This window comes from Citrobacter sp. MGH103, from assembly GCF_001034475.2.
GTDB lineage: Bacteria > Pseudomonadota > Gammaproteobacteria > Enterobacterales > Enterobacteriaceae > Citrobacter > Citrobacter freundii.
This window is the reverse complement of record NZ_CP073043.1, coordinates 3,642,033-3,655,466: the sequence shown is the minus strand read 5'-3', so window position 1 is coordinate 3,655,466 and position 13,434 is coordinate 3,642,033. Positions and strand designations below refer to the sequence as shown.

The window sequence follows — 13,434 nt, the reverse complement described above, 5'->3', positions numbered from 1 at the left end:
TGAATGAGCTTTTTTATTTCTGATGCGGTAGCGGCAACAGGTGCTCCGGCGCAGGGCAGCCCGATGTCTCTGATTCTGATGCTGGTGGTGTTTGGTCTGATTTTCTACTTCATGATCCTGCGCCCGCAGCAAAAGCGTACCAAAGAACACAAAAATCTGATGAACTCCATTGCGAAAGGCGATGAAGTGCTGACTAACGGTGGTCTGGTGGGTCGCGTGACCAAAGTAGCAGAATCTGGCTACATCGCTATCGCGCTGAACGACACCACTGAAGTGGTTATTAAACGTGATTTCGTAGCTGCCGTTCTGCCGAAAGGCACCATGAAGGCGCTGTAATTTATTGTTTTCCCAAAGGGAACTGCCGTGTTAAACCGTTATCCTTTGTGGAAGTATGTCATGCTGATCGTCGTTATTGTCGTCGGTCTGCTCTATGCGCTTCCCAACCTGTATGGTGAGGATCCGGCTGTTCAAATCACTGGCGTGCGCGGTGCCGCCGCCAGTGAGCAAACGCTGATCCAGGTCCAGAAAACGTTACAAGAAGATAAAATCACACCTAAGTCTGTGGCTCTGGAAGAGGGTGCTATTCTCGCGCGCTTCGACTCCACTGATACCCAACTGCGCGCACGTGAAGTATTAATGGGCGTACTGGGCGATCAGTACGTCGTGGCGCTTAACCTTGCTCCGGCAACCCCGCGCTGGCTGGCTGCCATTCATGCAGAACCGATGAAACTCGGCCTTGACCTGCGTGGCGGTGTTCACTTCCTGATGGAAGTGGATATGGATACCGCGCTGAGTAAGTTGCAGGAACAAAATATCGATAGCCTGCGCAGCGATCTGCGTGAAAAAGGCATTCCTTATACTACCGTTCGCAAAGAAGATAACTACGGTCTGAGCATCACTTTCCGTGATAGCAGCGCCCGTGATCAAGCTATCTCTTACTTGAGCAAACGTCACCAGGATCTGGTTATTTCCAGCCAGGGCAGCAATGCACTGCGTGCTGTAATGACCGATGCGCGCCTGAGCGAAGCCCGTGAGTACGCGGTACAGCAGAACATCAACATTCTGCGTAATCGTGTTAACCAACTGGGTGTTGCTGAGCCGGTGGTACAACGTCAGGGCGCTGACCGCATCGTGGTCGAACTGCCGGGTATTCAGGATACCGCGCGTGCGAAAGAAATTCTGGGCGCAACCGCGACGCTGGAGTTCCGTCTGGTAAACACCAACGTTGACCAGTCCGCTGCAGCATCGGGTCGTGTTCCGGGTGATTCGGAAGTGAAACAGTCTCGTGAAGGTCAGCCTGTTGTGCTGTACAAGCGCGTGATCCTGACCGGTGACCATATCACCGATTCCACTTCCAGCCAGGACGAATACAATCAGCCGCAGGTTAACATCTCGCTGGATAGCGCGGGTGGTAACATCATGTCCAACTTCACCAAGGACAACATCGGTAAGCCGATGGCGACCCTGTTCGTGGAGTACAAAGACAGCGGTAAGAAAGATGCTAACGGTCGTGCAGTACTGGTGAAACAGGAAGAGGTGATTAACATTGCCAATATCCAGTCTCGCCTGGGTAACAGCTTCCGTATCACCGGTATCAACAACCCGAACGAAGCGCGTCAGCTTTCTCTGCTGTTACGTGCCGGTGCGTTGATTGCGCCGATTCAGATTGTGGAAGAACGTACCATCGGCCCAACCCTGGGTATGCAGAACATTAAACAGGGTCTGGAAGCGTGTCTGGCCGGTCTGGTGGTGTCTATCCTGTTCATGATCTTCTTCTATAAGAAGTTCGGTCTGATTGCGACCAGTGCGCTGATTGCTAACCTGGTATTGATTGTCGGTATTATGTCGTTGCTGCCGGGCGCTACGCTAAGTATGCCGGGGATTGCGGGGATTGTCTTAACCCTTGCCGTCGCGGTCGATGCGAACGTACTGATCAACGAACGTATCAAAGAAGAGTTGAGTAACGGGCGTTCGGTGCAGCAGGCCATCAACGAAGGTTATGCGGGCGCATTTAGCTCCATCTTTGATGCGAACATTACGACGCTGATCAAGGTCATCATCCTGTACGCAGTTGGCACCGGGGCAATTAAAGGGTTCGCGATTACTACCGGTATTGGTGTGGCGACGTCGATGTTTACCGCGATTGTCGGTACACGTGCCATCGTAAACCTGTTGTATGGCGGCAAGCGCGTCAAAAAGCTGTCAATCTGAGGAGTGCGAAGTGGCACAGGAATATACTGTTGAACAATTAAACCACGGTCGTAAAGTCTGGGACTTTATGCGCTGGGACTACTGGGCTTTCGGCATTTCAGGTTTCCTGCTGATTGCGGCCATCGTGGTGATGGGCGTACGCGGGTTTAACTGGGGTCTCGATTTCACCGGTGGTACGGTTATTGAAATCACGCTGGAAAAACCGGCCGATATGGACGTGATGCGCGATGCACTGGAGAAAGCGGGCTTCGTTGATCCGCTTCTGCAGAACTTCGGCAGCAGCCACGACATTATGGTACGTATGCCGCCAACTGAAGGTGCAGACGGCGGTCAGGTGCTGGGCAGCAAAGTGTTGAGTGTGATTAACGAATCCACTAACCAAAACGCCGCGGTGAAGCGAATTGAATTCGTGGGTCCGAGCGTGGGGGCTGATCTGGCGCAAACCGGTGCGATGGCGCTAATGGCGGCGCTGATCTCCATCCTGGTGTACGTCGGTTTCCGCTTTGAGTGGCGACTGGCTGCGGGGGTGGTTATCGCTCTGGCGCACGACGTGATTATCACACTTGGGATCCTGTCGTTGTTCCATATCGAGATTGACCTGACGATCGTCGCATCACTGATGTCGGTAATCGGTTACTCGCTGAACGATAGTATCGTTGTATCTGACCGTATTCGTGAAAACTTCCGCAAAATTCGTCGCGGTACGCCTTACGAAATCTTTAACGTGTCACTGACTCAAACGCTGCACCGTACGTTGATTACGTCCGGTACAACGTTGATGGTTATTCTGATGCTGTTCCTGTTCGGTGGTCCGGTACTGGAAGGCTTCTCGCTGACGATGCTGATCGGTGTTTCCATCGGTACCGCATCCTCTATCTACGTGGCATCGGCGCTGGCGCTGAAGCTGGGTATGAAGCGTGAGCACATGCTGCAGCAGAAGGTCGAGAAAGAAGGGGCGGATCAACCGTCGATTCTTCCTTAACCATTAAGAGTGAAGATACTGGAATCCCGATCGTAAGGTCGGGATTTTTTTTGCCTGTGAATTAGCGACAGGCAATTATCTTTTCCTGTTGCCACACTACTGACAGTATGCTGTCAGTAGCCCTGTCTTATAGTCCTTCTGAGATTACCCACACAGGCAGGAGGAAGTATGAGCAACGTAATTAATTGGTTTGAAATTCCTGTAGCACAAATGGATCGCGCCATCGCTTTTTATGAACCAGTGATGCAGGTTTCTTTGCGTCGGGAAAATATGGACTGCGCTGAGCTGGCCGTATTTCCGCATCAGGATCCCGCTCCCGGCGGGGCGCTGGCTAAATTTGACGGTATTACTCCTTCAGCGCAGGGCGCTATTATTTATCTGCATACGGACGATTTGGCGGCAACGCTTGAACGCGTCGCCACTGCTGGCGGTCAGTGTGTGTTTGGCCCACTCGAACTGGGGCAGGACATTGGTACGATTGCGCTATTTACTGACAGCGAAGGCAATCGTGTTGGTTTACATCAACCCGCGTAATATTTTCAGCACTGAGGATTAAAATGAGCAGACGCGCCGACCGCTTGTTTCAGATTGTACAAATCCTGCGTGGCAGGCGAGTGACAACGGCGGCGCTGCTGGCAGAACGTCTTGAAGTTTCTGAACGGACGATTTATCGCGATATCCGCGATCTCTCTTTATCCGGCGTGCCCATTGAAGGCGAAGTGGGCAGTGGATACCGCTTAATGGCGGGGTTTGATCTGCCGCCGTTGATGTTAACCCAGCACGAATCAGAAGCGTTGATGGTAGCGATTCGGTTGTTGAAAACATGGGGTGGGGATTCACTCTCACAGGCGCTGGAATCAGCACAGGAAAAAGTGTTGGCGATATTGCCGCCAGAGAGTCGGCGCAGAGCCGAGCAAACGCGGATTTTCGCGCCAGATTTTGGTAATCAGCCGCATTCACGCAGTGCGTTCGATCTCATACATCGCGCGGTTTCAGCTCAGCAGGTGCTGGCGCTGCATTATCGCGATGAGTCCGGGAACCTCTCGTGGCGCGACGTTCAGCCGCTGGGATTATTTTTCTGGGGCGAGCACTGGCTGCTGGTTGGCTGGTGCGAGAAGCGTGATGATTATCGTTGTTTTCGCGTTGATCGATGTCTGAAGATCACGCCACTCGACAGGCACTTTCGCGAATCTGCGGATCGTTCGCTAAGTGACTTTTTACGTAAAGTACGCTGTGAAGACCAGCCATAAAAAAGCCAGCGGTTAAGCTGGCTTGTTTGCGATAAATTGTCTGGATTAGAAGTTGTAACCTACGACCAGGTAACCACCCCAACCGGTAGATTTCGCGCTGAAGTCGCCTTCGCCCCAGTTCAGAGTATCCCCACCTTTCCACTGACCGCCGTTATGGAAGTAACGCGCTACCACAGAGTAGTGCCAGTGATCGTAGTTCAGCGCCAGGACGTGGCTGGAAGCGATAGAGTTGCTGGTGCGGTTCGGGTCATCACCCAAATCTGAGCCCCAGTCGAAGTTGGTGAAGCCGATGTAGGTCAGTTGGCCGCCCCAAACCTGGGTGATCGGCACAAAGTATTTCACTTTGAAACGGTAGCCATCCCACTCGTTTTCGTTGGATGCGCCATAGTTCTGCCACTGGTATTTAGCATAGACGTTCAGGGACAGACCCATCGGCAGACCGGTATCGATATCGGTACCCAAACCCATATACCAGGTGCTCTGGCGGCTGGCTTTGTTATCACCCATGTCGTAGATGTAGTTGTTGGCGAAATACCATTCTTTGAACGGACCAAAGCTCAGGTCAGCACCGGTCAGTTTATCGATGGAGAAACGCGGTTCGATTTCCATAAACAACGGGGAACCGTCAGACCAGATACCTTTATCGTTGCCGTTACCCCAGTCGAAGGTTTTCGGAATATCGATGTAGCCATAGAAATCAAACCAGTCTTTTTTGGCAAATGCTTCGTATTCCAGATACACGTCGTTGTTCAGTTTCGGAGAGAAACGGGTGTGATAGCTACCCACCACGTTAACGCTCTGGTGCCACCAGTCGGACAGATATTGCGGTTTGTCATTTTCTGCTGCGTTGGCAGTAAAAGACGAGGAGAGCGCCAGCACTGCACCGGCTGCAAGTAATGTTTTTTTCATATGTATGCCACTGTTTGAAATCCCTTTCGGGAGTGAAAAATGCGCAATTTGCGTTTCTAAATATTTCGTAATTCTTCGGAGCCTATTATAAAAATCATTGTTCACAAAAATATGTCTTGTTTCACAGTTCTATCATTTACGTAATCGATTGCGTTCACGTTTGCGTACTTTAGGCGGCGAATTGTACTGGCTCTCATGAATGTTGCCAAGTTTTACCAGAAATATCGGTTATGTCAGGGGAGTAACAAAATGGAGCGGAGTGATGTTGCGGAACGCACAAAACGTTCCGCAAAAAAGTTTATTGGCTAACAGGCTGGATGTCGTGGATGCGAACAAATCCTAACCTCTCTGGAGTGAGGCCATTTATCTGCAACGGAATGTCTACGTCGCTGGGAGCAAGAATACTCGCCGGAGCGTTGACTAACTGGTTGTGAACGTTCACTTCCTGATAGTTGTCCGTGGTGCCCTGAATTTGCCCGTACTCGACGGTGGCGCTAAAGGCGGGTAAAGGCGTGTTGGATTCACCCTGAATCCGTAGCGTCAGGCGCGTTCCATCAGCGTTAGGCGCAATGTTTACCAGCGACATGCGTAAAGTGCCAATCTGGCTGTCCAGCCGTGCCGGAGTTTTGGAACCCGGTAGCAGATAGACGCCGCTGGTTGATTTTGCATTCAACATATTTTGTTGCGTAATTTTTACTGTTTCCTGATTAAGCTGCGCCATCTCTTTATTCAATGTGCTAACGCTTTGATGCATCTGGCGTACTTCGCTTTGCTGTGCGCAGGCACTAAGACTAAAGAGACTTCCCACCAGGAGAATTCTTAGGTAACGTCTTGTCATTGTGATTACTTCCTTCATTGTCGCGATAGCATAATGGTAGTGTGGACTGAGCACGAAGGCATCGATCCTTTGTCTCAAAAGCGCAGTGCCTTTGTTGTCACGGCAGTTCAGGGTAAAATAGATTCTGTTAACCACTGAGGTACAGGACGCCGTATGCATTGCCCATTCTGTTTCGCCGTAGACACTAAGGTAATTGACTCTCGTCTTGTAGGCGAGGGCTCCTCGGTACGCCGCCGTCGGCAGTGTCTGGTCTGTAACGAACGTTTCACCACTTTTGAAGTGGCTGAACTTGTCATGCCGCGCGTTGTGAAAAGCAACGACGTGCGTGAACCCTTTAATGAAGAAAAGCTGCGTAGCGGCATGCTCAGAGCGCTTGAGAAACGGCCTGTTAGCGCGGATGACGTCGAAATGGCGTTAAACCATATCAAATCACAGCTGCGTGCGACTGGTGAGCGTGAGGTGCCGAGCAAGATGATTGGCAACCTGGTGATGGAGCAGTTGAAAAAGCTCGATAAAGTCGCCTACATCCGCTTTGCCTCTGTCTACCGGAGTTTCGAAGATATCAAAGAATTTGGCGAAGAGATTGCTCGCCTACAGGACTAAGCCATGCAGGATGAATTGTACATGGCGCGTGCGCTGAAGCTTGCTGCGCGCGGACGTTTTACCACTCACCCCAACCCCAACGTGGGCTGCGTGATTGTGAAGGATGGGGAGATCGTCGGTGAAGGATATCACCACCGTGCGGGCGAACCGCATGCCGAAGTTCATGCTCTGCGGATGGCTGGAGAAAAAGCGCAAGGGGCAACGGCCTATGTGACGCTTGAACCCTGTAGTCATCATGGTCGCACGCCGCCGTGTTGCGATGCGCTGATTGCGGCGGGGGTATCGCGTGTGGTTGCGGCGATGCAGGATCCCAATCCGCAAGTCGCAGGACGTGGGCTCTACCGTTTGCAGCAGGCGGGCATCGACGTCAGCCACGGGCTGATGATGAGCGAAGTTGAGCAACTGAATAAAGGCTTTCTCAAGCGCATGCGTACGGGATTCCCGTATCTGCAGCTTAAGCTTGGCGCGTCGCTTGATGGCCGTACGGCGATGGCCAGCGGTGAAAGCCAGTGGATTACCTCACCACAGGCGCGCCGCGATGTGCAACGCTTGCGCGCGCAAAGCCATGCCATTTTAACCAGCAGTGCTACGGTGCTGGCAGACGACCCTCAGCTTACCGTGCGTTGGTCGGAGCTTGGGGAGTCAACTCAGGCGAGTTACCCGCAGGAAGAGCTGCGCCAGCCAATCCGCATTGTTCTGGATAGCCAGAATCAGGTCACGCCGGAGCATCGTATTGTGCAACAGCCTGGAGAAACCTGGATTGTCCGGACTGAAGACGACCCTCGTAGCTGGCCGGAGACGGTTCGTAGCCTGAAGGTGCCGGAACATAACGGGCATCTGGATCTGGTGGTGCTGATGATGCAACTGGGCAAACAGCAAATTAACAGTATTTGGGTTGAAGCAGGTCCAACGCTCGCGGGGGCATTATTACAGGCCGGTTTGGTCGATGAGCTAATCGTGTATGTTGCGCCTAAACTGTTAGGCAGCGATGCGCGAGGATTATGTGTGCTTCCAGGCCTTGAGAAACTGGCTGACGCACCCCATTTTAAATTCAATGAGATACGCCAGGTGGGCCCGGACGTTTGCCTGCATTTAACGACTGCGTGAGGCTTTCTGATTTAGAGGAAGCAGCGCACAGAATATTATGATAAAATCCGCCCCCCTTACGGGGCCATAAATCGAACCCGAAGGAAGAATATGAACATTATTGAAGCTAACGTTGCTACCCCGGACGCTCGCGTCGCCATCACCATTGCGCGTTTCAACAACTTTATCAATGACAGCCTGCTGGAAGGGGCTATCGACGCCCTGAAACGTATTGGCCAGGTTAAAGATGAAAACATTACCGTTGTTTGGGTTCCAGGTGCATATGAGCTGCCGCTGGCCGCTGACGCACTGGCAAAAACCGGTAAATACGACGCGGTGATTGCGCTCGGTACGGTGATCCGTGGCGGTACCGCGCACTTCGAATATGTGGCTGGCGGTGCAAGTAATGGCCTGGCGCATGTCGCTCAGGACAGTGGCATTCCGGTAGCCTTCGGTGTTCTGACCACCGAAAGTATTGAACAAGCCATCGAACGTGCTGGCACTAAAGCCGGCAACAAAGGCGCAGAAGCAGCACTGACTGCGCTTGAAATGATTAATGTATTGAAAGCCATTAAGGCCTGATTTTTGTAAGGGGAAATCCGTGAAACCTGCTGCTCGTCGCCGCGCCCGTGAGTGTGCCGTCCAGGCGCTCTACTCCTGGCAGTTGTCCCAGAACGACATCGCTGATGTTGAATACCAGTTCCTGGCGGAACAGGACGTTAAAGATGTCGACGTTCTGTATTTCCGCGAACTGCTGTCCGGGGTGGCGACTAACAGCGCGTACCTGGATGGATTAATGAAGCCTTACCTGTCTCGTCTGTTAGAAGAGCTGGGTCAGGTAGAAAAAGCCGTACTGCGTATTGCGCTGTTTGAACTGTCTAAACGTAGTGATGTGCCGTACAAAGTGGCCATCAACGAAGCGATTGAACTGGCGAAAACCTTCGGCGCTGAAGATAGCCATAAATTCGTGAACGGCGTACTGGATAAAGCAGCACCTGTGATTCGCCCCAACAAAAAGTAATCCCGAGGCCGGCTGGATGGTGGAAGCTGTTTCCGCTGTCCCCGGCTTTTTCTTTTTTTTCTGCTGAGGCATAACGTATGGCATGCGGCGAGTTTTCCCTGATTGCCCGTTATTTTGACCGCGTAAGAACGTCTCGTCTTGATGTCGAAACCGGTATTGGTGACGACTGCGCACTCCTGAATATCCCTGAAAAACAGACGCTGGCGATCAGTACCGATACGCTGGTGGCAGGCAATCACTTCCTCCCCGACATTGATCCCGCCGATCTCGCCTGGAAAGCACTGGCGGTGAATTTGAGCGATCTGGCGGCGATGGGGGCCGATCCTGCGTGGTTGACGCTGGCACTCACGTTACCTGACGTTGATGAAGCCTGGCTTGAAGCCTTCAGCGATGGCCTGTTTGAACTCCTTAATTACTATGATATGCAGCTGATTGGCGGTGACACCACGCGTGGGCCACTGTCGATGACGTTGGGTATCCATGGCTACGTCCCCATTGGGCGGGCCTTAAAACGCTCTGGTGCGAAGCCGGGGGACTGGATTTATGTTACCGGTACGCCGGGAGACAGCGCGGCGGGGCTGGCGATTTTACAGAATCGGTTGCAGGTTGGAGATGCAAAAGACGCAGACTATCTGCTTAAACGCCATCTGCGTCCCACGCCGCGTATTTTACAGGGACAAGCCCTGCGCGATCTGGCCAGTGCGGCTATCGATATCTCCGATGGCCTGATTTCCGATCTGGGGCATATCGTTAATGCCAGCGGCTGTGGCGCGCGGGTTAACGTCGATGCGCTGCCTTACTCCACGGCATTCGCCCGGCACGTTGAACCGGAACAGGCCCTACGCTGGGCGCTCTCGGGCGGTGAAGATTATGAGTTATGCTTTACCGTACCGGAAATTAACCGTGGTGCGCTGGACGTGGCGCTGGGAAATCTCGGCGCAGCGTTTACCTGCATTGGGCAGATGAGCGCAGACGTGGAAGGCATTCACTTTACGCGCGATGGAAAATTCGTCACGTTTGACTGGAAAGGATATGACCATTTTGCCGCGCCTTAAAAAAGATGTCGCCAAAAGCCGCCTGAGTATGCGCAATCCGTGGCACCTGTTAGCCACCGGTTTTGGCAGCGGGCTGAGCCCAATTGTTCCTGGCACGATGGGATCGCTGGCGGCGATCCCTTTTTGGTATTTAATGACCTTTCTACCGTGGCAGCTGTATTCACTGGTGGTGATGTTATCTATCTGTATCGGCGTTTATCTGTGCCATCAAACGGCGAAAGATATGGGTGTGCACGATCACGGTAGCATTGTCTGGGACGAGTTTGTCGGGATGTGGATTACCCTGATGGCGCTGCCGACCAATGACTGGCAGTGGGTTGCCGCCGGATTTGTGATTTTCCGTATTCTGGATATGTGGAAGCCGTGGCCGATTCGTTGGTTCGATCGCAACGTGCATGGCGGGACGGGGATCATGATCGACGATATTGTGGCCGGAATACTCTCTGCCGGAATTTTGTATTTTATCGGTCATCACTGGCCGGTAGGTATCATTTAACCCTTTTGGGGGCTGTTGTAGGCCGGATGCGCTATGATTATCCGGCCTACAATTAGCCATCGCCAATACTTATTTAAATCCCACCACCGGATGCTGTTTGTACGGTGTTTCCAGCTCGGCAATCTGCTCCGGCTTCAGCGTTAAATCCACCGCATTGAGCAACTCATCCAGCTGTTCCTCGCGCGATGTACCAATAATCGGCGCTGCCACACCCGGTTTGCTCAGCAGCCAGGCCAGCGCAACCTGCGCGCGCGTTACGCCCAGTTCCTCACTGACGCCGGTCAGCCGTGCGGCGATTTGCGCGTCGTTTTCATCGCTCTCGTTGTACAAATTTTTACCGACTTCATCGGAAACCAGACGTGCTGTCGTTTCTCCCCATGGGCGCGTCAGGCGTCCACGTGCCAGTGGACTCCAGGGGATCACTGCCACGCCTTCCTCGTAGCACAGTGGCAGCATTTCGCGTTCTTCTTCGCGGTAGATCAGATTGTAGTGATCCTGCATGCTAACGAACTGCACCCAGCCGTGTTGCTTCTGTAAGGCCAGCGCCTGAGCAAATTGCGAAGCGTGCATGGAGGAGGCGCCGATATAGCGCGCTTTACCGGCTTTCACGACGTCGTTTAGAGCCTCAAGGGTTTCTTCAATAGGTGTGTTGTAATCCCAGCGGTGAATTTGCAGGATGTCGACATAGTCCATACCCAGACGTCTGAGGCTGTCGTCGATTGAGCGCAGGATTTGTGCGCGGGATAATTCTTCTGCTAAATCATCAACCTGGTGAAAAACCTTGGTAGCGACCACGACATCTTCGCGGCGGGCGAAATCACGCAGCGCGCGACCGACAATCTCTTCGCTACTGCCAGCGGAGTAGCTGTTGGCGGTATCGAAAAAGTTAATGCCGCCCTCAAGGGCGTGTTTGATTATCGGGCGGCTGCTTTCTTCAGGTAGCGTCCAGGCGTGATTGCCGCGATTAGGCTCGCCAAAAGTCATGCAGCCCAGGCAAAGGCGGGAGACCCGTAGGTCGGTTTTTCCTAAGATGTTGTATTTCATCAATCCACTCCTGCTTAGCTCGTGATGAATTAAGCATAGCAGGAGCGGGGAGAGGATTATGCCAGCCAGGCCTTGATTTTGGCCTCAATTCCGACGGCATTCAGACCCAGATCGGCGCGAGCTTCATCCTGAGTTCCCTGCGGGATGAAGAAGTCTGGTAGGCCAATGTTCAGCACCGGGACGGGCTTACGATGGGCCATCAGCACTTCGTTTACACCGCTGCCAGCACCACCCATAATGGCGTTCTCTTCAATGGTAACCAGCACCTCGTGTTGGGCAGCCATTTCAAGGATCAACGTTTCATCCAGTGGTTTCACAAAACGCATATCGACCAGCGTGGCGTTCATCGACTCTGCGACCTGAGCGGCTTCCGGCATCAGGGTACCGAAGTTGAGAATTGCCACTTTCTCCCCGTGACGTCTCACTATACCTTTCCCGATAGGCAGTTGTTCCAGCGGGGTCAACTCTACGCCCACCGCGTTACCGCGCGGGTAGCGCACGACCGTTGGACCGTCGTTGTAGTGATAGCCGGTGAACAGCATCTGGCGGCATTCGTTTTCATCACTCGGGGTCATAATGACCATTTCCGGGATGCAGCGCAGGAAGGAAAGATCGAACGCCCCTTGATGGGTTTGTCCATCTGCGCCAACAATTCCTGCCCGGTCAACGGCGAACAGAACTGGCAGTTTCTGGATGGCGACATCATGCAGCACCTGATCGTAGGCGCGCTGCAGGAAGGTCGAGTAAATAGCCACGACCGGCTTATAGCCGCCAATCGCCAGACCGGCAGCAAACGTCACCGCGTGCTGTTCGGCGATCGCCACATCGAAGTAGCGGTCCGGAAACTTACGTGAAAATTCCACCATACCGGAGCCTTCGCGCATCGCCGGGGTGATTGCCATCAGCTTATTGTCTTTCGCCGCGGTTTCGCACAGCCAGTCACCGAAGATTTTTGAATAGCTCGGCAGGCCACCGCTGCTTTTCGGCAGGCATCCGCTGGACGGATCGAATTTTGGTACCGCGTGGAAGGTGATTGGATCTTTTTCTGCCGGCTCGTAACCACGACCTTTTTTGGTCATGATGTGCAGGAACTGCGGGCCTTTCAGATCGCGCATGTTCTTCAGTGTGGTGATAAGCCCCAGTACGTCGTGACCGTCCACCGGACCGATATAGTTAAAGCCCAGTTCTTCAAACAGCGTACCCGGCACAACCATGCCTTTAATGTGTTCTTCGGTACGTTTGAGCAGCTCTTTAATCGGCGGCACGCCGGAGAAGACTTTTTTCCCGCCTTCGCGCAGCGAGGAGTAGAGTTTGCCAGAGAGTAGTTGCGCCAGATGATTGTTCAGCGCGCCAACGTTCTCTGAAATCGACATTTCATTGTCGTTGAGGATAACCAGCATGTCGGGCTTAATATCGCCTGCGTGGTTCATCGCTTCAAACGCCATCCCGGCGGTGATAGCGCCGTCGCCAATCACACATACGGTACGACGTTCTTTGCCTTCTTTCTCAGCGGCAACCGCAATACCGATACCTGCGCTAATGGAGGTTGAAGAGTGCCCAACGCTCAGTACGTCATACTCGCTCTCACCGCGCCACGGGAACGGATGCAAACCGCCTTTCTGACGAATGGTGCCGATTTTATCACGGCGTCCGGTCAGTATTTTGTGCGGGTAAGCCTGATGTCCTACATCCCAGATTAACTGGTCAAACGGGGTATTGTAGACATAGTGCAGCGCGACGGTGAGTTCCACCGTGCCCAGACCAGAGGCGAAGTGCCCGCTGGAACGGCTTACGCTGTCGAGCAAATAGCGGCGCAGTTCGTCGCAAAGCTTTGGCAGGCTCTCTTTTGGCAGCAGACGTAACTCCTGGGTGGAGTCGACCAGCGCCAGGGTCGGGTATTTGGCTATATCAAAACTCATCGCAAGCTCATGGGATATGT

General features: G+C 53.1%; 15 protein-coding genes. 11 read left to right on the top strand and 4 right to left on the bottom strand.

From position 1 onward, the window contains the following. Positions 1 to 3: 3 nt before the first annotated feature. From yajC to SK33_RS17690, 5 genes are all read left to right on the top strand, one after another. Positions 4 to 336: a preprotein translocase subunit YajC gene (gene yajC, locus SK33_RS17710; RefSeq protein ID WP_003021544.1), complete on the top strand. Its 333-nt coding sequence runs from the start codon at positions 4 to 6 to the stop codon at positions 334 to 336. A 27-nt stretch (positions 337 to 363) separates the two neighbouring features. Then, the gene (secD, locus tag SK33_RS17705) at positions 364 to 2,211 is read left to right on the top strand and encodes a protein translocase subunit SecD (protein WP_075262492.1); all 1,848 of its coding nucleotides are present in this window, start codon (positions 364 to 366) and stop codon (positions 2,209 to 2,211) included. Between the two features lie 10 nt (positions 2,212 to 2,221). Beyond that, positions 2,222 to 3,193, top strand: coding sequence for a protein translocase subunit SecF (secF, locus tag SK33_RS17700; protein WP_003021550.1), 972 nt, complete (start codon positions 2,222 to 2,224; stop codon positions 3,191 to 3,193). 168 nt (positions 3,194 to 3,361) lie between these two features. Next, positions 3,362 to 3,727 (top strand): VOC family protein, encoded by a 366-nt coding sequence (locus tag SK33_RS17695; protein WP_003021554.1) that lies wholly within the window; start codon positions 3,362 to 3,364, stop codon positions 3,725 to 3,727. 23 nt (positions 3,728 to 3,750) lie between these two features. Continuing rightward, a complete protein-coding gene (locus SK33_RS17690; protein ID WP_003021558.1) occupies positions 3,751 to 4,443 on the top strand; it encodes a helix-turn-helix transcriptional regulator in 693 nt (230 codons plus the stop codon). 45 nt (positions 4,444 to 4,488) lie between these two features. Here the strand turns inward: SK33_RS17690 and SK33_RS17685 are convergent, their stop codons facing one another. Beyond that, positions 4,489 to 5,352 (bottom strand): nucleoside-specific channel-forming protein Tsx, encoded by an 864-nt coding sequence (locus SK33_RS17685; RefSeq protein WP_003021561.1) that lies wholly within the window; start codon positions 5,350 to 5,352, stop codon positions 4,489 to 4,491. A 298-nt stretch (positions 5,353 to 5,650) separates the two neighbouring features. Continuing rightward, positions 5,651 to 6,190 (bottom strand): DUF3251 domain-containing protein, encoded by a 540-nt coding sequence (locus SK33_RS17680; protein ID WP_003835973.1) that lies wholly within the window; start codon positions 6,188 to 6,190, stop codon positions 5,651 to 5,653. A gap of 153 nt (positions 6,191 to 6,343) precedes the next feature. Between SK33_RS17680 and nrdR the strand changes: the two genes are divergently transcribed. The 6 genes from nrdR (at position 6,344) to pgpA (ending at position 10,451) form a co-directional block, all read left to right on the top strand. Then, the gene (nrdR, locus tag SK33_RS17675; protein WP_003021571.1) at positions 6,344 to 6,793 is read left to right on the top strand and encodes a transcriptional regulator NrdR; all 450 of its coding nucleotides are present in this window, start codon (positions 6,344 to 6,346) and stop codon (positions 6,791 to 6,793) included. Positions 6,794 to 6,796: 3 nt separating this feature from the next. Next, entirely contained in the window at positions 6,797 to 7,900 is a 1,104-nt protein-coding gene (gene ribD, locus SK33_RS17670) for a bifunctional diaminohydroxyphosphoribosylaminopyrimidine deaminase/5-amino-6-(5-phosphoribosylamino)uracil reductase RibD (RefSeq protein WP_003021573.1), read from the top strand. Between the two features lie 90 nt (positions 7,901 to 7,990). Further along, positions 7,991 to 8,461, top strand: a complete 471-nt coding sequence (gene ribH / locus SK33_RS17665; RefSeq protein ID WP_003021575.1) for a 6,7-dimethyl-8-ribityllumazine synthase — start codon at positions 7,991 to 7,993, stop codon at positions 8,459 to 8,461. A gap of 19 nt (positions 8,462 to 8,480) precedes the next feature. After that, positions 8,481 to 8,900: a transcription antitermination factor NusB gene (gene nusB / locus SK33_RS17660; RefSeq protein WP_000801129.1), complete on the top strand. Its 420-nt coding sequence runs from the start codon at positions 8,481 to 8,483 to the stop codon at positions 8,898 to 8,900. Between the two features lie 77 nt (positions 8,901 to 8,977). Then, complete coding sequence (gene thiL / locus SK33_RS17655) at positions 8,978 to 9,955, top strand: thiamine-phosphate kinase (RefSeq protein ID WP_048219499.1); 978 nt, start codon at positions 8,978 to 8,980, stop codon at positions 9,953 to 9,955. Further along, entirely contained in the window at positions 9,933 to 10,451 is a 519-nt protein-coding gene (gene pgpA, locus SK33_RS17650) for a phosphatidylglycerophosphatase A (protein WP_003021578.1), read from the top strand. The genes thiL and pgpA overlap by 23 nt, the downstream gene beginning before the upstream one ends. A 69-nt stretch (positions 10,452 to 10,520) precedes the next feature. Here the strand turns inward: pgpA and yajO are convergent, their stop codons facing one another. Both yajO and dxs read right to left on the bottom strand, forming a co-directional pair. Further along, positions 10,521 to 11,495, bottom strand: coding sequence for a 1-deoxyxylulose-5-phosphate synthase YajO (gene yajO / locus SK33_RS17645; RefSeq protein ID WP_048219496.1), 975 nt, complete (start codon positions 11,493 to 11,495; stop codon positions 10,521 to 10,523). 56 nt (positions 11,496 to 11,551) lie between these two features. After that, the gene (gene dxs / locus SK33_RS17640; RefSeq protein ID WP_003021581.1) at positions 11,552 to 13,414 is read right to left on the bottom strand and encodes a 1-deoxy-D-xylulose-5-phosphate synthase; all 1,863 of its coding nucleotides are present in this window, start codon (positions 13,412 to 13,414) and stop codon (positions 11,552 to 11,554) included. Positions 13,415 to 13,434 lie beyond the last annotated feature (20 nt).